Source organism: Pseudomonas sp. ADAK2 (genome assembly GCF_012935755.1).
Lineage (GTDB): Bacteria > Pseudomonadota > Gammaproteobacteria > Pseudomonadales > Pseudomonadaceae > Aquipseudomonas.
Map to the genome: position 1 here is coordinate 2,916,389 of NZ_CP052862.1, position 21,631 is coordinate 2,938,019.

18 protein-coding genes are annotated in these 21,631 nt (G+C 61.4%); 10 read left to right on the forward strand and 8 right to left on the reverse strand.

Annotation, left to right across the window (positions count from 1 at the left end; translation table 11 throughout):
- Window positions 1-39: 39 nt before the first annotated feature.
- The 6 genes from HKK52_RS13605 to HKK52_RS13630 form a co-directional block, all read right to left on the reverse strand.
- Window positions 40-1,488, reverse strand: a complete 1,449-nt coding sequence (locus HKK52_RS13605; RefSeq protein WP_442962284.1) for an amidase — start codon at window positions 1,486-1,488, stop codon at window positions 40-42.
- Entirely contained in the window at window positions 1,485-2,795 is a 1,311-nt protein-coding gene (locus tag HKK52_RS13610) for a citrate-proton symporter (protein ID WP_169371249.1), read from the reverse strand. The genes HKK52_RS13605 and HKK52_RS13610 overlap by 4 nt, the downstream gene beginning before the upstream one ends.
- Window positions 2,796-2,876: 81 nt before the next feature.
- Window positions 2,877-4,052: a M20 aminoacylase family protein gene (locus HKK52_RS13615; protein WP_169371250.1), complete on the reverse strand. Its 1,176-nt coding sequence runs from the start codon at window positions 4,050-4,052 to the stop codon at window positions 2,877-2,879.
- A gap of 301 nt (window positions 4,053-4,353) precedes the next feature.
- Complete coding sequence (locus tag HKK52_RS13620; protein WP_169371251.1) at window positions 4,354-4,677, reverse strand: amidase; 324 nt, start codon at window positions 4,675-4,677, stop codon at window positions 4,354-4,356.
- A complete protein-coding gene (locus HKK52_RS13625; RefSeq protein ID WP_169371252.1) occupies window positions 4,674-5,768 on the reverse strand; it encodes a serine hydrolase domain-containing protein in 1,095 nt (364 codons plus the stop codon). Before HKK52_RS13625 ends, HKK52_RS13620 begins: the two co-directional genes overlap by 4 nt.
- A gap of 130 nt (window positions 5,769-5,898) precedes the next feature.
- On the reverse strand, window positions 5,899-6,786 hold the full coding sequence (locus HKK52_RS13630; protein WP_169371253.1) for an acyl-CoA dehydrogenase family protein: 888 nt from the start codon (window positions 6,784-6,786) through the stop codon (window positions 5,899-5,901).
- 154 nt (window positions 6,787-6,940) lie between these two features.
- On the opposite strand from HKK52_RS13630, the gene olsB reads away from it, so the two are divergent.
- On the forward strand, window positions 6,941-7,696 hold the full coding sequence (gene olsB, locus HKK52_RS13635; RefSeq protein ID WP_054046852.1) for an L-ornithine N(alpha)-acyltransferase: 756 nt from the start codon (window positions 6,941-6,943) through the stop codon (window positions 7,694-7,696).
- Window positions 7,696-8,490, forward strand: coding sequence for a lysophospholipid acyltransferase family protein (locus HKK52_RS13640; protein ID WP_169371254.1), 795 nt, complete (start codon window positions 7,696-7,698; stop codon window positions 8,488-8,490). The genes olsB and HKK52_RS13640 overlap by 1 nt, the downstream gene beginning before the upstream one ends.
- A 109-nt stretch (window positions 8,491-8,599) precedes the next feature.
- Here HKK52_RS13640 and HKK52_RS13645 read toward each other — a convergent pair whose 3' ends face one another.
- Window positions 8,600-9,169, reverse strand: coding sequence for an acyl carrier protein phosphodiesterase (locus HKK52_RS13645; protein WP_169371255.1), 570 nt, complete (start codon window positions 9,167-9,169; stop codon window positions 8,600-8,602).
- Window positions 9,170-9,339: 170 nt separating this feature from the next.
- On the opposite strand from HKK52_RS13645, the gene HKK52_RS13650 reads away from it, so the two are divergent.
- Genes HKK52_RS13650 through HKK52_RS13660 form a run of 3 tightly spaced genes read left to right on the forward strand, consistent with a single transcriptional unit; the run spans window position 9,340 to window position 11,905 of the window.
- Window positions 9,340-9,660, forward strand: a complete 321-nt coding sequence (locus tag HKK52_RS13650; protein WP_054046859.1) for an ArsR/SmtB family transcription factor — start codon at window positions 9,340-9,342, stop codon at window positions 9,658-9,660.
- 3 nt (window positions 9,661-9,663) lie between these two features.
- Window positions 9,664-10,833 (forward strand): MFS transporter, encoded by a 1,170-nt coding sequence (locus HKK52_RS13655; protein ID WP_169371256.1) that lies wholly within the window; start codon window positions 9,664-9,666, stop codon window positions 10,831-10,833.
- Window positions 10,834-10,855: 22 nt separating this feature from the next.
- A complete protein-coding gene (locus HKK52_RS13660; RefSeq protein WP_169371257.1) occupies window positions 10,856-11,905 on the forward strand; it encodes an alkene reductase in 1,050 nt (349 codons plus the stop codon).
- Between the two features lie 290 nt (window positions 11,906-12,195).
- Here the strand turns inward: HKK52_RS13660 and emhR are convergent, their stop codons facing one another.
- Complete coding sequence (gene emhR / locus HKK52_RS13665) at window positions 12,196-12,828, reverse strand: efflux system transcriptional repressor EmhR (RefSeq protein WP_169371258.1); 633 nt, start codon at window positions 12,826-12,828, stop codon at window positions 12,196-12,198.
- A 265-nt stretch (window positions 12,829-13,093) separates the two neighbouring features.
- Here emhR and emhA point away from each other — a divergent pair, with 265 nt between their 5' ends.
- The 5 genes from emhA (at window position 13,094) to HKK52_RS13690 (ending at window position 21,597) form a co-directional block, all read left to right on the forward strand.
- A complete protein-coding gene (gene emhA, locus HKK52_RS13670) occupies window positions 13,094-14,251 on the forward strand; it encodes an efflux RND transporter periplasmic adaptor subunit EmhA (RefSeq protein ID WP_169371259.1) in 1,158 nt (385 codons plus the stop codon).
- 3 nt (window positions 14,252-14,254) lie between these two features.
- Window positions 14,255-17,404 carry an efflux RND transporter permease subunit EmhB gene (gene emhB, locus HKK52_RS13675; RefSeq protein ID WP_169371260.1) on the forward strand — a complete coding sequence of 1,050 codons (3,150 nt, stop codon included), beginning with the start codon at window positions 14,255-14,257 and terminating at the stop codon, window positions 17,402-17,404.
- Window positions 17,401-18,861, forward strand: coding sequence for an efflux RND transporter outer membrane subunit EmhC (gene emhC / locus HKK52_RS13680; protein ID WP_169371261.1), 1,461 nt, complete (start codon window positions 17,401-17,403; stop codon window positions 18,859-18,861). The genes emhB and emhC overlap by 4 nt, the downstream gene beginning before the upstream one ends.
- A gap of 397 nt (window positions 18,862-19,258) precedes the next feature.
- Window positions 19,259-20,518, forward strand: a complete 1,260-nt coding sequence (locus HKK52_RS13685) for an OprD family porin (protein ID WP_169371262.1) — start codon at window positions 19,259-19,261, stop codon at window positions 20,516-20,518.
- A 263-nt stretch (window positions 20,519-20,781) separates the two neighbouring features.
- Window positions 20,782-21,597: a methyltransferase domain-containing protein gene (locus HKK52_RS13690; protein ID WP_169371263.1), complete on the forward strand. Its 816-nt coding sequence runs from the start codon at window positions 20,782-20,784 to the stop codon at window positions 21,595-21,597.
- The last annotated feature ends 34 nt before the right edge of the window (window positions 21,598-21,631 follow it).

Below are 21,631 nucleotides of genomic sequence, written 5' to 3' on the forward strand. Positions count from 1 at the left end.
ATCGCTTTATGCAGCAAGATGCGGGCCCGCCCGATAGGCTCAGATCGCTTGCAGGCATGCCGGTGGTCGGCGCTTGACCCATTGCGTCAGCTGCTCATGAGCGAAAGCCAGTTGCAGCACGGCTCGATCCGCCTGCGCCGGGCCGATAATCTGCAAGCCCATCGGCAAGCCGCTCGCGTTGAAACCCACCGGCACATTCATGCTCGGCAAACCGGCCAGCGTCGGCCCGATCACCACCTCCATCCAGCGGTGATAAGTGTCCATGGTCTGCCCGCCGACGAGGCGCGGCCACGGCGTCTGTGCGTCAAAAGGGAACACTTGCGCGGTGGGCAACAGCAGAAAGTCGTAACGTTCGAACAACTCACTCAAGGCTCGATACCACTCGCTACGACTGACCGATGCCTGGTAGACATCCGCCGCCGTCAGCCGCAAGCCACCCTCGATTTCCCATTGCGCCTCGGGTTTGAGCAGGTCGCGCTGTTGCGGATCGGCATACAACGCACCGAGGCTGCCCTGCACCAACCAGTGCCGGTGCACCAGCCAGGTTTGCCACAAGCGTTCCATGGAGAAATCCGGCTGACAGGCTTCGACCTTGCAACCCAGTGCGGTGAAATCTTCCAGCGCCATTTCGCACAGGCTCAACACGCCGTCGTCCATGGGCAGATAGCCGTTGTAGTCACCCAGCCAGCCGATCCTCACACCGCTGAAATCCCGCGTGAGGGATTCGGTAAAGATCTGCGGGTCCTGCGTGAGCGACAACGGCACGCGCGCGTCGTAACCGGCCTGAATACTCAGCAACCGCGCGACATCCGTGACGCTGCGGCCCATCGGCCCTTCCGTCGCCAGTTGCTGGACGAACACTTCCAGTCCGGGGCCGTGGGGCACGCGGCCCTGGGACGGACGAAAGCCGAACACGTTGTTGAACGCCGCCGGGTTGCGCAGCGAACCCATCATGTCGCTGCCGTCGGCCACCGGCAGCATGCGCAACGCCAGCGCCACTGCCGCCCCGCCGCTGCTGCCGCCGGCGATCAACGTCGGGTCATAGGCGTTGGTGGTGGTGCCGAACACGCTGTTGTAGGTCTGCGAGCCGAGGCCGAACTCCGGGACGTTGGTCTTGCCGATGATGATGGCCCCACTTTCGCGAACCCGCGCCACGCTGATGGCGTCATGTTGCGGGACTTGCTCGCCGAACAGCGGCGAGCCCATGGTCGTGCGCAAACCGGCGGTGGCCGCGAGGTCTTTGATGGCTTGCGGCATGCCATGCATCCAGCCACGGGACTGACCTGCGTCCAACTGCTGGTCGCAGGCGTCGGCCTCGGCGAGTAACTCATCGCTCGGGCGCAGGGACACCAGCGCGTTGACCGACGGATTGAAACGCTCGATGTGCGCCAGGTAGGCCAGCATCACTTCCCGGCAAGAGACCTGCCGGGCATGAATCGCCCCTGACAGGGCATCGGCGTCCATTTCAACAATCGGATTAATGCTCAAGGCTTCACCTCAAGATTGAGAGCGTTGGATGTCTTTACCCTTGGCGCTTCGTGCATACAGTAAGTGCCCAACAGCGTCAGCACGCAAGCGAACAGCACGTAGAAGGCCGGCGCCACGGGGGTGGCCAGCACCTTGCTGAGCCAGGTGACAATCAGCGGCGCGAAACCGCCGAAGAGCATGACCGCAACGTTGTAGGCCACCGACACCCCGGTAGAGCGCACGCTGATCGGGAATTGTTCGGCCAGTGCCGTCGGGGCCGGGCCGAAGAACCCGCCGATAGCGCTGCACAACAACAGTTGCATCACCAGCAGACGCTCCACCGAGGGCGCCGCCGCGACCCACACGTACAGCGGATACACCATCAGGAAAAACGCCAACGTGAACGCCATCAACACCGGGCGGCGGCCGAGGCGATCCGACAGCGCGCCGGACAACGGAATGATCACGGTCATCACCGCCACCGCGAGCATCTGCACCAGCAGCACCTGATCCAGCGGCAGGCCGAGGTTCTTGTGGGCGAAGGTCGGCATGTTCACCAGCACCACGTAAAACGACACGGTCGCGCCGCACGCCAGGCCCATCGACACCAGAATGCTGCGCCGATGTTCGCGGATCACTTGCAGCAAGCTCGGGCTCGCCCCTTTGGCCTGCTTGCGTGCCTCGAGAAACTCTTCCGGTTCTTCCATGTGCTTGCGAATCCACAAGCCCACCGGACCGATCAGCAAACCGATCATGAACGGAATCCGCCAACCCCAACTGTCCAGCGCCTCGGGGGACAGCAGATGGGTGAACAACGCCACCATCGCCGCCCCGGAAAACACCGCCAGGCATTGCCCCACCAATTGCCAGGAACCGTACAAACCCTTTTGATGCGCCGGCGCACTTTCCACGAGGAACGCGGTGGCACTGGCGTATTCGCCACCCGTGGCGAAACCTTGCAGCATCCGCGCAACCACGATCAACAGCGGCGCGCCCATGCCGATGGCGGCATAGTTCGGCGCGAAGGCGATCAGCGCGATAGACACTGTCATCAGGCGGATGATCATCTGCATCGCCGCTTTGCGCCCTTTGCGATCGGCATACATGCCCAACAAAATGCCGCCCACCGGGCGCATGAAAAACCCGACGCCAAAGGTCGCCAGTGCCATCAGCAACGACGCGTATTCATCCTGCGACGGGAAAAACTGCCGGGCGATGATGCTCGCCAGAAAGCCGTAAACGATGAAGTCATACCATTCCAGGGCGTTGCCGATAACGGCGGCGACCACCTGCCGGGTGCGCGAAGCACCTATGCTCGAAGTTTGCATGGGGAACTCTCCAAAAACCTGTGGGTTGATCGCGGGCGCAACGAGGCGCGCCCGATCCAGCGGCAGTTGAAAGTGCAATCGTCAGGCGGGCTTGAGCCAGCTCTCGGCCAGCGCGCCCCAATACGCCGCGCCGGTCAGCAGGATGTCGTCGTTGAAGTCGTAGCCAGGGTTGTGGACCATCGGCCGCGAGACGCCATTGCCGATAAACAGGTAGGCGCCGGGGCAGCGTTGCAGCATCCAGGCGAAGTCTTCGCTGCCCATGAGTTTGGGCGTGTTGCCATCCACGGCGTCCGCACCGAGCAGCTCAACGCCGACTCGCCGGGCGAATTCGTTTTCAGCGGCGTGGTTGACCAGCACCGGATAGGCCGGTCGATGCTCGATACGGGCGCTGCACGCAAAGCTGCGGGCCTGGGATTCGATGATGGCGCGCACCCGTTCGAGGGTGAGTTGACGAACCTCTGCGTTCAGCGCCCGCAGGCTCAGGCGCAGAATGGCCTGTTGCGGGATGACGTTGGCCGCCTCCCCGGCCTGAAAGGCTCCGACCGTCACCACCGCCGCCTGCTGTGCATCGATGTTGCGCGCGACCACGGTTTGCAGGGCCATGACCACACTGGCCGCCGCCACCAGCGGATCCACCGCCAGATGCGGCATCGAGCCGTGTCCACCAACGCCCTCAATGGTCACTGTCAGCAAATCCTGCGAGGCCATCATCGGCCCTTCGCGAAAGCCCAAGTGACCGGCCGGCAGACCCGGCATGTTGTGCATGCCGAACAGCGCATCGCAGGGAAAACGCTCCAGCAGGCCATCGGCGAGCATCGCTTCGGCGCCGCCCTGCCCCTCTTCGGCAGGCTGGAAAATCAGGGTCAGGGTGCCGTCGAACTGACGCGTCGCCGCCAGATAACGCGCAGCCCCCAACAACATCGTGGTGTGCCCGTCATGACCGCACGCATGCATGCAGCCTTGATGCCGACTGCTGTAGGGCGCGCCGGTATTCTCGATGATCGGCAACGCGTCCATGTCCGCCCGCAGACCCAGTTTGCGCGAACTGCTGCCGTTACGCAGGACGCCGACCACGCCGGTCTTGCCGATGCCGGTGTGCACCTCGTAACCCCATTCTTCGAGGGATCGGGCCACCAGTGCCGAGGTGCGGTTTTCCTCGAAGCCCAGTTCCGGGTGGGCGTGGATGTCCTGGCGCGTGGCGTGCAGGTCGCTGGCCACATCACTGATCCAGGCGAGAATGTGCTGATGTCGGGTCATGACGATTATCCTCAGGCCGGGTGTATTCCCGTTCTTTTTGTTCGCTGTGATTTCGCGACACATCAAGGCAGGTCGCGCTCACCGCCAGATAACCGCGAGTACGGCGCAAGGACAATCGAATGTGGTTCCACTGCATGGAACCTGAGGGACGCAGACACCTTTGTAGCAGCTGGCGAAGCCTGCGTTCGGCGGCGCAGCCGTCGTAAAACCGGACAGACCGAGGTGTCGGGATTGGCGACGGCTTCGCCGTCGAACGCAGGCTTCGCCAGCTGCTACAGGGATCCGTGCAGGTTGCGATCTATCAGGGCGACAAGCGGCAACCTTGCCGTTCACCGACCCAGAAGGCCGTGTTGCTCCGCCCCAGGCCGCTGACCGTTACGCGCTTGCTCGCGGCGTCATCGTCAAATCCGCTGAAGGGCAGCCACTGCTTCACATAGCCACGGCAATACCCGGCGTCATTGTTCATCACATAGCGGCACGAACAATATTCCTTGGCGGTGTAGGCGCTGATGATGTCGGGGAATGCCCACAGCGCCACCCGCTCCTGCCAGATCCAGCCGAGCAGCAAAATCAGCACTAACAGCAGAACGCTGGCGAATGGACGACGACGAACAAAACGGCTCATGGCTGCACCTTCCTGGCAAACGCCTTGAGCGCGAGCTTGAGCAGTTCGTTGTGCTGATACGTCCCGTCGCGATCATCGGCATAACGCACGATCACCAGGTTTTCGCTGGGGATTACGTACAGCGCCTGACCCCAGTGGCCCAGCGCGGCGAAGGTATCGGCCGGCGCTGCGGGCCACGGTGGCGCGGCGCCGTCCACCGCGCGATTGAGCCACCACTGGCCGCCAGGGACGGCCTCGTCCTGATGGGCGCGATAACCGGCGAAGGGTTCGCGGTTGAAGGCGACCCAGTCCTTGGGCAGTAATTGCCGATCGCCCCAGCGACCGTCTCGCGCCATCAACAGCCCGACCCGCGCCAGGTCCCGGGCGGTGAGGTAGGCATAGGATGAGGCGACAAACGTCCCGGTGGCGTCGGTTTCCCACACGGCATGGCGAATCCCCAAAGGCTCGAACAATGCAGTCCATGGATAGTCCGGATAGCGGTTCGGGCCGACGATGGTTTTCAGCGCCGCCGACAGCAGGTTGCTGTCGCCGCTGGAATAACGGAAGGCCTGGCCGGGGGCTGCGTATTCGTCATGGGCGGCGGTGAACGCGGCCATGTTCGCGTGACCACGGGTGTAGAGCATGGCCACTACCGAGGACTTCAGCGGCGCGTATTCGTAGTCTTCCTGCCAGTCCAGACCGGAGGCCCAATGCAGCAGGTCGGCCAGGGTAATCGCCGGGTGGTTTTCCAGAGTCGGGTAGAACTTCACCACCGGGTCCTGCAACCTGAACAAGCCTTCGCCATAGGCCACGCCGAGGACCGTGGCCATCAGGCTTTTGCTGATCGACCAGGTCAGGTGCGGGGTGTCGGCGGTGGTCGGTCCGGCGTAGCGTTCGTAGATCAGTTGACCGTCGCGGATCACCAGCAAGGCGTCGGTGCGGATGCCGGTTCGGGTGGAGTCATCGCGGAGTGGGAAGGCGTAGGTTTCCAGGGCTTCGAGGGCCGGGCCGGTGATGGTTGGGCCGGGCGACCATTGTTCGGCAGGCCAGTATTCGGCGTGGGCCGTCAGGCTCAGCAGCAGCATGAAAAGGAGGGACACGCCTTTGAACATGGTGGGGGCTCGGGAGGATGGACCTGCTGAGCCTAGTTGAGGTTGATGACAGTTTTGGAATGTGCGTCGGTCATTAATAATTTGCCCCCATTCCTCCTGTAGGAGCGAGGCTTGCCCGCGAAGAGGCCCGTCAGTCGGACAAAGATCCCGCCAACGCCTTGGCCAACCGCTTCCCCCGCGCGCCCGCCGCCAATTCCATCACCGCTTGATCGCGCTGCCACATCGCCGCCCACAACGGTGGCCCTTCAGCCAGCGCCTGATTCACCTCGGCCTTGAGCCCATCAAACTGCGCAAACAACCCACCGAGCAACACATGCCCGGCCGGATTACTCGGTGCCTGCCGACTGACCTCCGCACACCCGGCCAATAGCGCGAGCAAGCGCAGTTGCAGGGTTTGCGGCCAGTCGCTGTCCTGCCCGACGCCGTACAACCAGGCGCTCATGGCGCTCAGCACATAGATGTCTTCCAACGTTCGGAACGGTTTGACGTAAGCGTCCCAGCCATCCCCGGCCAGCAATTCGCAGAAAGCGTTGTCGAGAAACACCCGGCCGTGACTGATGTCCGGCATCAAGGCGATGGTCGGGAGTTTTTCCAGGCGCACGCCTGGCTCGCCGGGATAGACCACTGCCAGATTCAGGCGCGGGACTTCGCCGGGCTCTTCGCTGCGCGCGGCGATCAGTAGCCAGTCGGCGGCGTCGCCGGCGGTGACGAAATCCTTGCGCCCGTTCAGGCGCAAATCCTTGAGGCGGGTCTGCATGTCGGCTGGGCGCAGGCTGCGCTGTTCGGTCGCGCACAGGGCGCCGAGGCTCTGCGGCGCACTCGGCCACAGCACACGCAATGCCGCCTGATAACCCACCAGAAACGCCAGCCCCGGCGTCGCCATCAGGCGTGCGCCGGCCACCGCCAGTTCGAACGGCGTGACCGTGCCCAACTGATGCAACAACGTCGCAAAGCCTTCGGCCAGGTCGGCATTGGCCGGCAGGCGTTCGCGGCGATTGAGCAGGGTTTGCCAGGGCATAGGAGTCTCCTTGTGGGCTGTCATATAAGCATCACCAAAGCTTAACGGCGATGACACCGGGGCTACATAGCCTGACTTTGCACAACACGGCTGCATAAAGAAAGTCGATCGGCTGCAACCCACGACGGGTGAACGGCCCGTACGGAGATTCGCAATGACTCAGATCGCCCGCATCAGCGACACCGGCAATGAACGCCGCCTGCAAGCCGAACGCCTGATCGGCAGCGAGGCCCTGCAGGAAGCCCAGGCCTTGCGCTTCAACGTTTTCAGCGGCGAATTCAACGCCAAACTGAAAGGCGCGGAACGCGGTCTGGACATGGATGACTATGATGTTCACTGCGCCCACATCGGCGTGCGTGACTTGAACACCGGCCGTTTGGTGGCCACCACCCGTTTACTCGACCACACCGCCGCCAGCAGCCTGGGCAAGTTCTACAGCGAAGAAGAATTCAGCCTCCACGGCTTGGTTTCTCTTAAAGGCCCGATCCTCGAAATCGGTCGCACCTGCGTCGATCCGGCTTACCGCAACGGCGGCACCATCGCCGTGCTTTGGGGCGAACTGGCCGAAGTCCTCAACCAGGGCGGCTACAGCTATTTGATGGGTTGCGCGAGCATCCCGATGCAGGACGGCGGCATTCAGGCCCACGCCATCATGCAGCGCCTGCGCGAACGCTACCTGTGCACCGAACACCTGCGCGCCGAGCCGAAAAAGCCGCTGCCGACGCTGGATATTCCCTCGAACGTGATCGCGGAAATGCCGCCACTGCTCAAGGCCTATATGCGCCTGGGCGCGAAGATCTGCGGCGAGCCGTGCTGGGACGAAGACTTCCAGGTTGCCGACGTGTTCATCCTGCTCAAGCGCGACGAACTCTGCCCGCGCTACGCCAAGCACTTCAAGGCGGCCATGTAATGAGCCGCCTGCGGGTGTACGCGCGAATTGCGCGAGTGCTGTTCGTGGTGGCGCTGGGCCTGACCATGGCCAGCGTGTTCGGATTGTTCGAGCGCGCAGGAATTGCTCATTCGATGGTCCGGCGTCAGCGCTGGTCGCGGTTCTTCATGGCGCGGTTGAGCAACGCCCTGCCCTTTCGCGTGACCGTGCATGGCGAGCTGCCGAAAGTGCCGATGCTGTGGGTCAGCAACCACGTGTCCTGGACCGACATTCCGTTGCTGGGGATGATCACGCCGCTGTCGTTCCTGTCCAAGGCCGAAGTGCGCACCTGGCCGGTGGCTGGCTGGTTGGCGGCGAAGGCTGGCAGTTTGTTTATCCGTCGCGGTTCGGGCGACAGCCAGTTGATCCGCAAGCAGATGACGCGTCATCTGGAACAACAGCATCCACTGCTGATGTTCCCGGAAGGCACCACCACCGACGGCCGTTCGTTGCGTACTTTCCACGGTCGTCTGCTGTCAGCGGCGATTGATGCCGAAGTCGCGATGCAACCGGTGGCGATCCGTTATCTGCGTGACGGCGAAATCGATTCGCTGGCGCCGTTTATTGGCGATGATGATTTGCTCTCGCACTTGATGCGCTTGTTTGCCAATGATCGGGGCGAGGTGGAGATTCACCTGCTCAAGCCGATTGCTTGCGAAGGTCGCGAGCGCGCGGCGCTGGCGTTCGAAGCGCAGCAGGCGGTGCAGCGGGCGTTGTTTGGTGAAGTGGCGAAACCTGCCGAACCGCGGCGTGCCGGCGAACTCATCGCCGCGTAATGCTTTTTTGTAGGAGCGAGGCTTGCCCGCGAAGAACGATGACGCGGTGGATCAGTTGCACCGCGGCGTCCCCTTCGCGGGCAAGCCTCGCTCCTACAGGTAATGGGTGTCAGCGGTTATTGGCGAAATCCTGAAGCTGTGGATAAAACAACCGAAAGTCATCACTCAACGGCTCATACAACCCCCGCAATTCCTGCATCGCCCCGGCCAGTTCCTCAGGCTTGGTCAAGCGTCGGGAAATCCCCCGCAGCACCTGTGCCAGCACCTCGAAATCCTCGTAAGAGCCCAACCAGTCATTGGCCACCATGTGCGGCGCAATTTGCGCCAGGCGTTCCGGCAACTGCGGCTCGCGGGACAACACCCGGTAAACGTCAGAAGTGAATTGGGTCAGCGGCTGATCGGAATAGAGCGTCCAGTCCCGCGCCAGGCAGTGATCGAAAAACACGTCGAGGACGATCCCGGCATAACGCCGACGCGTGACGGAAAACCGCGACAACGCGATGTCCACCAACGGATGGCGGTCGGTAAAGACGTCGATGCTGCGATGCAGCTGGATGGCGGCTTCGATTTCCGGGTCGTACTGCCCTTGCAGCCGCCCTTTGACGAAATCGCCATACAGGCTGCCGAGCCATTGTCCGGGGCGCTGGCCACCGAGGTGCAGATGTGCGAGATAATTCATGGGCGCAGCTTAGCACTGCGCATTCATATCGTTACACCCAACGTATCGTTATAACCCGATATACCGATTTACTCGGTCATCAGATCGAAATCATATTGGTATATCGCGATTCAACGATTTAAAGTTCGCCTCATCGCGATATAGCGTTTTACTCATTACGAGCCCACACCATGACCCTTGACCTCGACGAAATAATAAAAGCGCTGGCACACCCAGTACGCCGAGACATTCTCATCTGGCTGAAAGACCCCAAGGTCCAGTTTCCGGAACAGATCCACAACCACGAGTACGGCATTTGCGCCGGGCAGATCGATCAACGCTGCGGCCTGTCGCAGTCGACCGTGTCCGCGCATTTGGCAACGTTGCAACGTGCGGGTCTGATCAGCAGCCAGAAAGCCGGTCAATGGCACTTCTTCAAACGCAACGAGGACGTGATTCAAGCGGCCCTCGACGCCATCGTCAAAGAGCTCAGTGCTCCGACCAGGAATTAATCCATGCCCCTCTCGCTACTCATTCTGGCCCTGAGCGCCTTCGCCATCGGCACCACCGAGTTCGTCATCATGGGCTTGCTGCCCGATGTGGCGGCGGATCTTGGTGTGTCGATACCCGGCGCCGGTTGGCTGGTGACCGGTTACGCCCTGGGCGTGGCCATCGGTGCGCCGTTCATGGCACTGGCCACCGCCCGATTGCCGCGCAAGGCCGCCCTGGTAGCGTTGATGGGGATTTTTATCGTCGGCAACCTGCTCTGCGCCATGGCCAGTGACTACAACGTGCTGATGTTTGCCCGCGTGGTCACCGCCCTGTGCCACGGCGCGTTCTTCGGTATCGGTTCAGTGGTGGCGGCCGGCCTGGTGCCCGCCAACAAACGCGCTTCGGCCGTGGCCCTGATGTTTACCGGCCTGACCCTGGCCAACGTCCTCGGCGTACCGCTGGGCACCGCGCTCGGTCAGGAAGCCGGCTGGCGCTCGACGTTCTGGGCGGTGACTGTGATCGGTGTCATTGCGCTGATCGGTCTGATCCGCTTCCTTCCAGCCAAGCGCGATGAAGAGAAACTCGACATGCGTGCCGAACTGCGGGCCCTCAAAGGCGCCGGGATCTGGCTGTCGCTGACCATGACTGCATTGTTTGCCGCGTCGATGTTCACCCTCTTCACCTACGTCGCCCCGCTGCTCGGCGATGTCACCGGCGTCTCGCCCAAAGGCGTGACCTGGACCCTGCTGCTGATTGGCCTGGGCCTGACGGTCGGCAACATCATCGGCGGCAAACTGGCGGACAAACGCCTGTCCGCCACGCTGATCGGCGTCTTCATCTCGATGGCCGTGGTGTCCACCGTTCTGACCTGGACCAGCGTCGCGCTGATCCCGACTGAAATCACCCTGTTTCTCTGGGCCACCGCTTCGTTTGCCGCCGTCCCTGCGCTGCAAATCAACGTGGTGACCTTCGGCAAGGCTGCACCGAACCTGGTCTCGACCCTGAACATCGGCGCCTTCAACGTCGGCAACGCACTCGGTGCCTGGGTCGGCGGCAGCGTTATCGCCCACGGCTTCGGCCTGACCAGCGTGCCCCTCGCTGCGGCGGCACTGGCAGTGCTCGCCCTGCTGGTGACCCTGATTACTTTCCGTCAGAGCGGCGATCCCGAACTGGCCCCTGCCACTACTAATTGATCTTCAAAAGAGAGCTATTTCAATGACGACTATTTTCGATCCAATCAAACTGGGCGACCTCGAGTTGGCCAACCGCATCATCATGGCGCCACTGACTCGCTGCCGCGCCGACGAAGGCCGTGTGCCGAACGCGCTGATGGCCGAGTACTACGTGCAACGCGCCTCCGCCGGCCTGATCCTCAGCGAGGCCACCTCGGTCACGCCGATGGGCGTCGGCTACCCGGACACCCCGGGCATCTGGTCCAACGACCAAGTGCGTGGCTGGGCCAACGTGACCAAGGCGGTCCACGCTGCCGGCGGCAAGATTGTCCTGCAACTGTGGCACGTCGGCCGGGTTTCCCACCCGTCGTACCTGAACGGTGAAGCACCGGTCGCACCGAGCGCCATCCAGCCTAAAGGTCACGTCAGCCTGGTTCGCCCATTGGCCGACTACCCAACGCCGCGTGCGCTGGAAATCGCTGAAATCGCTGACGTCGTTGACGCTTACCGCGTCGGTGCCGAAAACGCCAAGGCGGCCGGTTTCGACGGCGTGGAAATCCACGGCGCCAACGGTTACCTGCTCGACCAGTTCCTGCAAAGCAGCACCAACCAGCGCACCGACAACTACGGCGGCTCCCTGGAAAACCGTGCACGCCTGTTGCTGGAAGTGACCGACGCCGCGATCGAAGTCTGGGGCGCGGGCCGTGTTGGTGTGCACCTGGCACCCCGCGCCGACTCCCATGACATGGGCGACGACAACTTGTCCGAGACCTTCACTTACGTCGCTCGTGAACTGGGCAAACGTGGCATCGCGTTCATTTGCTCCCGCGAGAAAGAAGCCGGCGACAGCCTCGGTCCACAGTTGAAAGAAGCCTTTGGTGGCCCGTACATCGCCAACGAACGCTTTACCAAGGACAGCGCCAACGAATGGCTGGCAACCGGTAAAGCCGACGCGGTCGCGTTCGGCGTGCCATTCATTGCCAACCCGGATCTGCCGGCGCGGTTGAAGGCGGATGCGCCGCTTAATGAAGCGCGACCTGAGTTGTTCTATGCCAAGGGTCCGGTTGGTTATATCGACTACCCAACGCTGTAAGGATGCTTCCAGGAGCAAACGTTGCTCCTGCGCAAACGCCAAAGCCCCGACTCGAAAGAGCCGGGGCTTTTTGCATAAAGTATTCAAAGATTGCAGGCTTGGGGGGCTTATCCGGGCTTATTTACAGTCATTCACACGCACGAAACAATTTCCCTACAAAATACGTAGCTCGCTACCTATCAACCTGCTACTAGTCCGTATATAAAAGCACACCATGCCTGGAGGTGAAGAAAACAGAGTCTTCTGCCCCTGGCGTGTTGACACGCACGGCCCCAATTACGCATTTTGTTTCATTTGCGCAGGCTAGGGCTCAGGCGCAGCATGTCCAACCCGGTATCGACCCAGCGCTCGGCTTCGGTGTGCAGCTCAAAGCTGTCGGGGGCCAGCAGCCATTGGTACAGGATGCCATCGATGTAGGCATGCAGGCTGATCGCCGCGCGGGCCGTGTCGAGATCTTCCGGCAACTGTCCGCGATTCACCGCATTACTCAAGGCCAGGGCGATTCGCACGTTGCAGTCAAGGCTGACCGCACGGCGCTGCTGGCGCAGATCACACATTTCATCGGTGAATTCGCACTTATGAAACAGAATCTCGTTGATGCGTCGGGTTTTCGGGTCCAGGGCAACTTGCTGAAACAAATGAGTCAGCAGCTTGCGCATGCAGCCCAGCGGATCGAGTTCGTGCTCGCTCTCGCTGGCCTTGGCCATTTCATCCAGCGGCTCATGCAAGGTATCGAGCATGGCCTGCACCAGATCCGCCTTGTTGCTGAAATGCCAGTAGATGGCCCCGCGAGTCACGCCGGCCAGGGTGGCGATGTCCGCCAGTGTCGTGCGCGCCACGCCCCTCTCATAAAAGGCTTTCTCTGCCGCTTCGAGAATCTGGCTACGGGTTTCTTGAGCTTCCTCTTTGGTACGACGGACCATGGCAGTACAACCTCAATCAGGATGCTTCAGCGATGTCTGAACAGCCGCTGAATAAAAGTGGGGCGAACGCTCTTGGGCGTCGTCCCCGGCCTACAATTCAAACCCTTGAACGGCTTTTGTAACGAAGTGGGTACGCAGCCAAGGTATTTACAAACAACCATGAACGTAAGTATATTCCTTAGCAAGCTACTTATCCACTCAGCGCACCTTTTTTACCCTTCCACCTTTCTAGTGCGCATTTTGCGCGCCTGACCCGAGGATTTTCATGCAATTCAAGCCAGCTGTTACCGCCCTGGTCACTGCCGTCGCCCTGGCATCGCTGCTCAGCGGATGTAAAAAGGAAGAGGCACCTCCTGCCGCTCCCGCCCCTCAGGTCGGCGTCGTCACCCTGCAACCCCAAGCCTTTACCCTGACATCCGAACTGCCGGGCCGTACCAGTGCGTACCGCATCGCCGAAGTTCGCCCACAGGTCAACGGCATCATTCTCAAGCGCCTGTTCAAGGAAGGCGGCGACGTCAAGGCTGGCCAGCAGCTCTATCAGATCGATCCGTCGGTCTATGACGCCACTCTGAAAAGCGCCCAGGCCAACCTGCAACAGACCAAGTCGATCTCCGATCGTTACCAGCAACTGGTCAAGGAGCAAGCGGTCAGCCGCCAGGAATACGACACGGCCCTGGCCAATCGCTTGCAGTCGGAAGCGACCCTGCAATCGGCCCAGATCAACGTGCGCTACACCAAGGTCTACGCACCGATCACCGGTCGTATCGGCCGCTCTTCGGTGACTGAAGGCGCGCTGGTCACCAGCGGCCAGACCGACGCGATGGCGGTCATCCAGCAACTGGACCCGATCTACGTCGACGTCACCCAGTCTTCGGTCGAGCTGCTTGAGCTGCGCCGTGAGCTGGAAAGCGGTCGCCTGCAAAAGGCCGGCGATAACTCGGCCGCGGTCAAGCTGACCCTGGAAGACGGCAGCCAGTACAAGCAGGACGGCAAACTGGAGTTCTCCGAAGTCTCGGTTGACCAGACCACCGGTTCCGTCACCTTGCGCGCCGTGTTCCCTAACCCTGATCACACCCTGCTGCCGGGCATGTTCGTTCACGCCCAGTTGCAATCCGGTGTGAACAGCGCGGCGATCCTGGCGCCGCAACAAGGCGTGACCCGCGACCTCAAAGGCACCCCGACTGCACTGGTCGTTGGCCCGGACAACAAGGTCGAGCTGCGTCAGCTCAAGGCCAGCCGTACCGTCGGTAGCCAATGGTTGATCGAAGACGGTCTCAAGGCAGGCGATCGCCTGATCACCGAAGGGCTGCAATTCGTCAAGCCTGGCATCGAAGTCAAGCCCACCGAAGCCACCAACGTTGGCGCAAAGAACCCGGCCCCCGCTCAGACAGCTGACAAGGCTTACAGCGGCAAAGGGGAGTAAACCATGTCGAAATTTTTTATCGACCGTCCGATTTTCGCCTGGGTAATTGCCCTGGTGATCATGCTGGTCGGGGCTCTATCGATCCTCAAACTGCCGATCAACCAATACCCGAGCATTGCGCCTCCGGCCATTGCGATCCAGGTGACCTACCCAGGCGCATCCGCACAAACCGTGCAGGACACCGTGGTGCAGGTCATCGAGCAACAGCTCAACGGTATCGATAACCTGCGTTATGTGTCGTCGGAAAGTAACTCCGACGGCAGCATGACCATTACCGCAACCTTCGAGCAGGGCACCAACTCCGATACCGCGCAGGTCCAGGTCCAGAACAAACTGAACCTGGCCACCCCGCTGCTGCCGCAAGAAGTGCAGCAACAGGGGATCCGCGTGACCAAGGCAGTGAAAAACTTCCTGCTGGTGATCGGTGTGGTGTCGCAAGACGGCAGCATGTCCAAGGACGACTTGTCCAACTACATCGTGTCGAACATGCAGGATCCGATCTCCCGGACCGCCGGTGTCGGTGACTTCCAGGTCTTCGGTGCCCAGTACGCGATGCGGATCTGGATCGACCCGGCCAAGTTGAACAACTACAACCTGACCCCGGCCGATGTCAGTGCCGCGATCTCGGCACAGAACGTTCAAATCTCCTCCGGTCAACTGGGCGGCTTGCCTGCGTTGCCTGGCCAGCAATTGAACGCCACGATCATCGGCAAGACCCGCCTGCAGACCGCCGAGCAGTTCAAGGCGATCCTGCTGAAGGTCAACAAGGATGGTTCGCAAGTGCGTATCGGTGATGTCGCCGATGTCGGCCTGGGGGGTGAAAACTCCAGCATCGCGGCGCAGTTCAACGGCAAGCCGGCTTCCGGTCTGGCGGTGAAACTGGCCAACGGCGCCAACGCCCTCGATACCGCCAAGGCCCTGCGTAAAACCATCGATGACCTCAAGCCCTTCTTCCCGCAAGGGATGGAAGTGGTGTTCCCGTACGACACTACTCCGGTGGTGACCGAGTCGATCAAGGGTGTGGTTGAAACCCTGGTCGAAGCGATCGTGCTGGTGTTCCTGGTGATGTTCCTGTTCCTGCAAAACTTCCGCGCCACCATCATCACCACGATGACCGTGCCCGTGGTATTGCTCGGTACGTTCGGGATCCTCGCCGCGTTCGGTTTCAGCATCAACACCCTGACCATGTTCGGTATGGTGTTGGCCATCGGCTTGCTGGTGGACGATGCCATCGTCGTGGTGGAAAACGTCGAGCGGGTGATGAGCGAGGAAGGCCTGTCGCCCAAGGAGGCCACCAAGAAATCCATGGGGCAGATCCAGGGCGCGCTGGTCGGTATCGCGCTGGTACTGTCGGCGGTACTGCTGCCGATGGCGTTCTTCAGCGGTTCCACCGGTGTGATCTACAAGCAGTTCTCGATCACCATCGTCTCGGCCATGGCCCTGTCGGTATTGGTTGCCCTGATCTTCACCCCGGCGCTGTGCGCCACCATGCTCAAGGCGATTCCGAAAGGCGAGCACGGCACACCTAAACGCGGCTTCTTCGGCTGGTTCAACCGCAACTTCGACCGTGGCCTCAGAAGCTACGAGCGCGGTGTCGGCAACATGCTCAAGCACAAGATCCCGTATCTGCTGGCTTACCTGTTGATCATCGTCGGCATGATCTGGCTGTTCACCCGCATTCCGACTGCGTTCCTGCCGGAAGAAGACCAGGGCGTACTGTTCGCCCAGGTGCAAACCCCGGCCGGTTCCAGTGCCGAGCGCACGCAAGTGGTGATCGACGAGATGCGCTCCTACCTGCTGGATAAAGAATCCAGCGCGGTGGCCTCGGTGTTCACCGTGAACGGCTTCAACTTCGCCGGTCGTGGCCAGAGCTCCGGCCTGGCGTTCATCATGCTCAAGCCGTGGGGCGAGCGTAACGCCGACAACAGCGTGTTTGCCCTGGCAGGCCGTGCCCAGCAGCACTTCTTCAGCTTCCGCGATGCCATGGTGTTTGCCTTCGCACCGCCGGCGGTACTGGAATTGGGTAACGCCACCGGTTTCGACGTGTTCCTGCAAGACCGTGCCGGTATCGGTCACGACAAGCTGATGGCTGCGCGTAACCAGTTCCTCGGCATGGCGGCACAGAGCAAGGTGCTGTACCAGGTGCGTCCGAACGGCCTGAACGACGAGCCGCAATACCAGCTGGAAATCGACGACGAGAAAGCCAGCGCCCTGGGCCTGACCCTTGCCGACATCAACAGCACGCTGTCGATCTCCTTCGGTAGTAGCTACGTGAACGACTTTATCGACCGTGGTCGGGTGAAGAAGGTTTACGTCCAAGGCCAGCCAGGCTCGCGCATGAGCCCGGAAGACTTGAAGAAGTGGTATGTGCGCAACAGCGCGGGCACCATGGTGCCGTTCTCCGCCTTCGCCAAGGGCGAGTGGGTGTACGGTTCGCCGAAACTGGCTCGTTACAACGGCGTGGAAGCGATGGAAATCCTCGGGGCTCCGGCGCCGGGCTACTCCACCGGTGAAGCGATGGCCGAAGTCGAAGCACTTGCCAAGAAACTTCCGGCAGGTGTCGGTATTTCCTGGACCGGCCTGTCGTACGAAGAACGCTTGTCCGGCTCCCAGGCACCAGCGCTTTACGCCCTGTCGCTGCTGATGGTGTTCCTGTGTCTGGCGGCCTTGTATGAAAGCTGGTCGATTCCGATCGCGGTCATGCTCGTGGTGCCGCTGGGGATCATCGGTGCGTTGATGGCCACCAGCCTGCGAGGGCTGTCCAACGACGTGTACTTCCAGGTGGGCCTGTTGACAACCATCGGTCTGGCATCGAAAAACGCCATTCTGATCGTCGAGTTCGCCAAGGACTTGCACGAGCAAGGACGCAGCCTGCGCGACGCGGCCATCGAGGCCTGCCGCATGCGTCTGCGACCGATCATCATGACGTCGCTGGCCTTCGTCCTCGGTGTGGTTCCGCTGGCCATCTCCACCGGCGCCGGTTCGGGCAGTCAGCACGCGATCGGTACCGGGGTAATTGGCGGTATGATCACCGCCACGGTCCTGGCGATCTTCTGGGTCCCACTGTTCTTCGTCACCGTGTCGTCCATCGGCCAGCGCAAAAAAGCTGATCAGGATGACGCTATTGAAAATCCTAAAGAGGCTGGCCAATGAGCAAGTCGCTACTCTCCCTAGCTGTTGCCGCCTTCGTGCTCGGTGGCTGCTCGCTGATTCCTGACTATCAGCAGCCGGCAGCACCGGTGGCAGGTCAATTCCCGCAGGGGCCGGCGTATTCGCCGGCCCAGGCGCCGAGCCAGGCTGCCGCCGAGCAGGGCTGGAAGCAGTTTTTCCATGACCCGGCGCTGCAACAGATGATCCAGGTCGCCCTGGAAAACAACCGCGACCTGCGTGTCGCGGCGCTGAACATCGACGCCTTCGCGGCGCAGTACCGCATCCAGCGTGCCGATCTGTACCCGGCCATTTCGGCCAATGGCACCGGTAGCCGCCAGCGTGTTCCGGCTCGGGCCTCGCAGACCGGCGAATCGGCCATCTCCAGCTCCTACTCGGCCACGGTCGGCATCAGCGCTTATGAACTCGACCTGTTCGGTCGAGTGCGCAGCCTGAGCGAAGAAGCCCTGCAAAAGTACTTCGCCACCGAAGAAGCACGGCGCAGCACGCAGATCAGCCTGGTGGCCAGCGTGGCCAACGCCTACCTGACCTGGCAGGCCGACAAGGAACTGCTGAAACTGACCCAGGACACCCTCGGCGCCTTCGAGGAGAGCTACAAGCTCACCTCGCGCAGCAACGAAGTCGGTGTCGCCTCGGCCCTGGACCTGGCCCAGTCGCGCACCTCGGTGGAAAACGCCCGGGCGCAACTGGCCAAGTACACCCGTCAAGTTGCCCAGGACGAAAACAGTCTGGTGCTGCTGCTCGGCACCGGTGTCCCGGCCAACCTGCAAGCCGCCAAGCCACTGTCTGACGACCTGCTGAGCGATGTACCGCCGGGCCTGCCGTCGGACTTGCTGCAACGTCGCCCGGACATCCTTCAGGCCGAATACAACCTGAAGGCCGCCAACGCCAACATCGGCGCGGCACGAGCGGCGTTCTTCCCAAGCATCAGCCTGACCGCCAATGCCGGCACCCTGAGCCCGGACCTGTCCGGTCTGTTCAAGGGTGGTTCGGGGACCTGGCTGTTCTCGCCGCAGATCAACCTGCCGATCTTCAACGCCGGCAGCCTGCGCGCCAGCCTGGATTACTCGAAAATCCAGAAAGACATCGGCGTGGCGAACTACGAGAAGTCCATTCAAACGGCCTTCCAGGAAGTCGCCGACGGCCTGGCCGCCCGCCAGACCTACACCGAGCAGTTGCAAGCCCAGCGCGATTTCGTCGCCGCCAACCAGGACTACTACCGTCTGGCCGAGCGTCGCTACCGCATTGGTGTCGACAGCAACCTGACCTTCCTCGACGCCCAACGCCAGCTGTTCAGCGCCCAACAGACGCTGATCACCGACCGTTTGGCGCAGTTGAACAGCGCCGTCAATCTGTACAAGGCGCTGGGCGGTGGCTGGAATGAACAGACGGCGAAGAACGAACCGTTGAAAGAAGAAGCGCCGAAGTTGAAGTTGTTCTGATAGCGCCTTGAAACACAAGAAGCCCACCGATTGGTGGGCTTTTTGTTGGCTTCTGGAAAGCAAAATCAAAAGATCGCAGCCTTCGGCAGCGCCCACAGGCTCGTAGGAGCTGCCGAAGGCTGCGATCTTTTGATCTTCGTCTTTTGATTTTGTCTTCTGATCTTTGCCGTTCGATAATCGCCCAAAACCCGCTTTCCACGATTGAATCCCTCCGCTAATCCCCCGCACCATTCGCTCCACAAAACCAATAACAACAGGTTCTACACCATGCCCCCACGCCCTGCTCTGTCCGGCTGATTTTTCTCCCGATTCAACCCCGATTTCGAATCTTGTGTCTGCACCCCCAGGTTGCGGCAGCGCCCCGTTTCACCCCTAACAATTAGAGAGACCCGAGCCCATGAAGCCTTCCACCGCGCAGTACCTGTTTCCCAGCCTCATCGCCGCCGCACTGGCGGGCAGCGCCCTACCCGCCGCAGCCGAAGAGTCGGGGTTTGCCGAGGGGGCCAAGGTCAACCTGAACCTGCGCAATTTCTACATCAACCGCAACTTCACCAACCCGACCAAGGCCCAGGGCAAGGCTGAGGAGTGGACGCAAAGCTTCATCCTCGACGCCAAGTCCGGGTTTACCCAAGGCACGGTCGGGTTCGGCATGGACGTGCTGGGGTTGTACTCGGTGAAGCTCGACGGCGGTAAAGGTACGGGCGGGACGCAGTTGCTACCGCTGGACCACGACGGGCGTCCGGCGGACAACTTTGGCCGCACTAACGTGGCGTTCAAGGCCAGGCTGTCCCAGACCGAAGTGAAGGTCGGCGAATGGATGCCGGTGCTGCCGATCCTGCGTTCGGATGACGGCCGCTCCTTGCCGCAAACCTTCCGTGGCGGACAGATCACCTCGAAGGAAATCGACGGCCTGACGCTCTACGGCGGCCAGTTCCGCGCCAACAGCCCGCGGGACGACAGCAGCATGAGCGACCTGTCGATGGTCGGCAAAGCGGCGTTCACCTCGGACCGTTTCAACTTCCAGGGCGGCGAATACACCTTCAACGACAAGCGCACGCAGATCGGCCTGTGGAACGCCGAACTCAAGGACATCTACAGCCAGCAGTTCGTCAATCTGATCCACTCCCAGCCCATCGGCGACTGGACTCTGGGCGCCAACCTCGGCTTCTTCTACGGTAAGGACGACGGCAGCGCCCGGGCCGGCGAGCTGGACAACAAGACCTGGTCAGGGATGTTCTCGGCCAAGTACGGCGGCAACACCTTCTACGTCGGCCTGCAAAAACTCACCGGCGACAGCGCCTGGATGCGCGTCAACGGCACCAGTGGCGGCACGTTGGCCAACGACAGTTACAACAACAGCTACGACAACGCCCAGGAACGCTCCTGGCAGTTGCGCCACGACTACAACTTCGTCGCCCTCGGCATCCCCGGCCTGACCCTGATGAACCGCTACATCAGCGGCGACAACGTGCACACCGGCACCATCACCAACGGTAAGGAATGGGGCCGCGAGAGCGAGCTCGGCTACACCGTGCAAAGCGGTACGCTCAAGGATTTGAACGTCAAATGGCGCAACTCGACCATGCGCCGAGACTTCAACAACAACGAGTTTGATGAGAACCGCTTGATCGTCAGCTACCCGATCAGTTTGTTGTAAGGCTCGATGACGCCTTCGCGGGCAAGCCTCGCTCCTACACCGTTCGCGTAGGAGCGAGGCTTGCCCGCGAAAAACGATAATGCGGTCTCCCTGCCACCCGTCAGCCCAAGTGGCACTTCGCCGCCCTTCGATTACAGTGAAAAAACCTGACAGGACTCAGGCACTTTTCCACCCTCCCGCTTCCGTTATCTGTTGATGTTGGTCCCCAGGACTTGAGCCAGGCTGTCATCGGAAGACACCGCTGATCACCGGAGGACCACCTCATGATCACCCGTCTCACCCCCGTACCCGGCAATACTGCTTGGGACGCCAAGGCCTACCAGCAGTTTTCCCGCCTCAGGCAACGACCGGTCAACGAATTGCTCGACCGGGTCGACCTCGAACACCCCAGACACATCTATGATCTGGGCTGCGGCACAGGCATCGCCACTCAACTTCTTGCCAAGCGCTGGCCCCGGGCCCGATTGATGGGCGTGGACAGCTCGGAACAAATGCTCGCCGAAGCCCGCGGCCTGCCCATCAGGGCCTTGTGGAAACACTGCGATGTGCTGGACTGGCAGCCCGAGCAACCGGCCGACCTGCTGTTCGCCGCTGCTGTATTGCATTTCATTGATGGCCACGAGCAGTTGCTGCCGCGCCTTCTGCAACAACTCAACCCCGGCGGTTGCCTCGCGGCGCACATGCCTGACTGGCGCGATGCGTTGTGGTATCGCCTGATGCTCGACACCCTTAAGGATGCAGGTCCTGGCGGCACACCGCTGGGAACGCCAGCCTTGCACCAAAGGATGGCCGCCCGACCGCTGTTATCGCTGGAAGAGTATTACCGGCTGCTCGCGCCAATCACCCGAACGCTGGATATCTGGGAAACCGAGCAGCTGCAGGTGGTGGACGGCAAGTCGCCGATCTATGACTGGGTCAAGGTCTCGGCGTTGCGCCCGGTGATGCAGGGATTGAAACCTGAGGAACAGGCGCGATTCATTTATCACTACCTGATGCGCGTGCATAGGCATTACCCGCCGGAAACAGATGGGCGCACGTTGTTTCCGTTCAAGCGGATATTCATTGTGGCGACGGTGTAAAAAATCAAAGGATCGCAGCCTTCGGCAGCGCCTA

Excerpts from the sequence above, each read along its gene's own strand:
- HKK52_RS13620 (WP_169371251.1), bottom strand. The coding sequence starts at position 4,677 with ATGAGCCGTTTTGTTCGTCGTCGTCCATTCGCCAGCGTTCTGCTGTTA.
- HKK52_RS13630 (WP_169371253.1), bottom strand. The coding sequence starts at position 6,786 with ATGCCCTGGCAAACCCTGCTCAATCGCCGCGAACGCCTGCCGGCCAAT.
- olsB (WP_054046852.1), top strand. The coding sequence starts at position 6,941 with ATGACTCAGATCGCCCGCATCAGCGACACCGGCAATGAACGCCGCCTG.
- HKK52_RS13650 (WP_054046859.1), top strand. The coding sequence starts at position 9,340 with ATGACCCTTGACCTCGACGAAATAATAAAAGCGCTGGCACACCCAGTA.
- HKK52_RS13685 (WP_169371262.1), top strand. The coding sequence starts at position 19,259 with ATGAAGCCTTCCACCGCGCAGTACCTGTTTCCCAGCCTCATCGCCGCC.
- HKK52_RS13625 (WP_169371252.1), bottom strand. The coding sequence starts at position 5,768 with ATGTTCAAAGGCGTGTCCCTCCTTTTCATGCTGCTGCTGAGCCTGACG.
- emhA (WP_169371259.1), top strand. The coding sequence starts at position 13,094 with ATGCAATTCAAGCCAGCTGTTACCGCCCTGGTCACTGCCGTCGCCCTG.
- emhC (WP_169371261.1), top strand. The coding sequence starts at position 17,401 with ATGAGCAAGTCGCTACTCTCCCTAGCTGTTGCCGCCTTCGTGCTCGGT.
- emhB (WP_169371260.1), top strand. The coding sequence starts at position 14,255 with ATGTCGAAATTTTTTATCGACCGTCCGATTTTCGCCTGGGTAATTGCC.
- HKK52_RS13615 (WP_169371250.1), bottom strand. The coding sequence starts at position 4,052 with ATGACCCGACATCAGCACATTCTCGCCTGGATCAGTGATGTGGCCAGC.
- HKK52_RS13640 (WP_169371254.1), top strand. The coding sequence starts at position 7,696 with ATGAGCCGCCTGCGGGTGTACGCGCGAATTGCGCGAGTGCTGTTCGTG.
- HKK52_RS13690 (WP_169371263.1), top strand. The coding sequence starts at position 20,782 with ATGATCACCCGTCTCACCCCCGTACCCGGCAATACTGCTTGGGACGCC.
- HKK52_RS13645 (WP_169371255.1), bottom strand. The coding sequence starts at position 9,169 with ATGAATTATCTCGCACATCTGCACCTCGGTGGCCAGCGCCCCGGACAA.
- HKK52_RS13660 (WP_169371257.1), top strand. The coding sequence starts at position 10,856 with ATGACGACTATTTTCGATCCAATCAAACTGGGCGACCTCGAGTTGGCC.
- HKK52_RS13655 (WP_169371256.1), top strand. The coding sequence starts at position 9,664 with ATGCCCCTCTCGCTACTCATTCTGGCCCTGAGCGCCTTCGCCATCGGC.
- HKK52_RS13610 (WP_169371249.1), bottom strand. The coding sequence starts at position 2,795 with ATGCAAACTTCGAGCATAGGTGCTTCGCGCACCCGGCAGGTGGTCGCC.
- emhR (WP_169371258.1), bottom strand. The coding sequence starts at position 12,828 with ATGGTCCGTCGTACCAAAGAGGAAGCTCAAGAAACCCGTAGCCAGATT.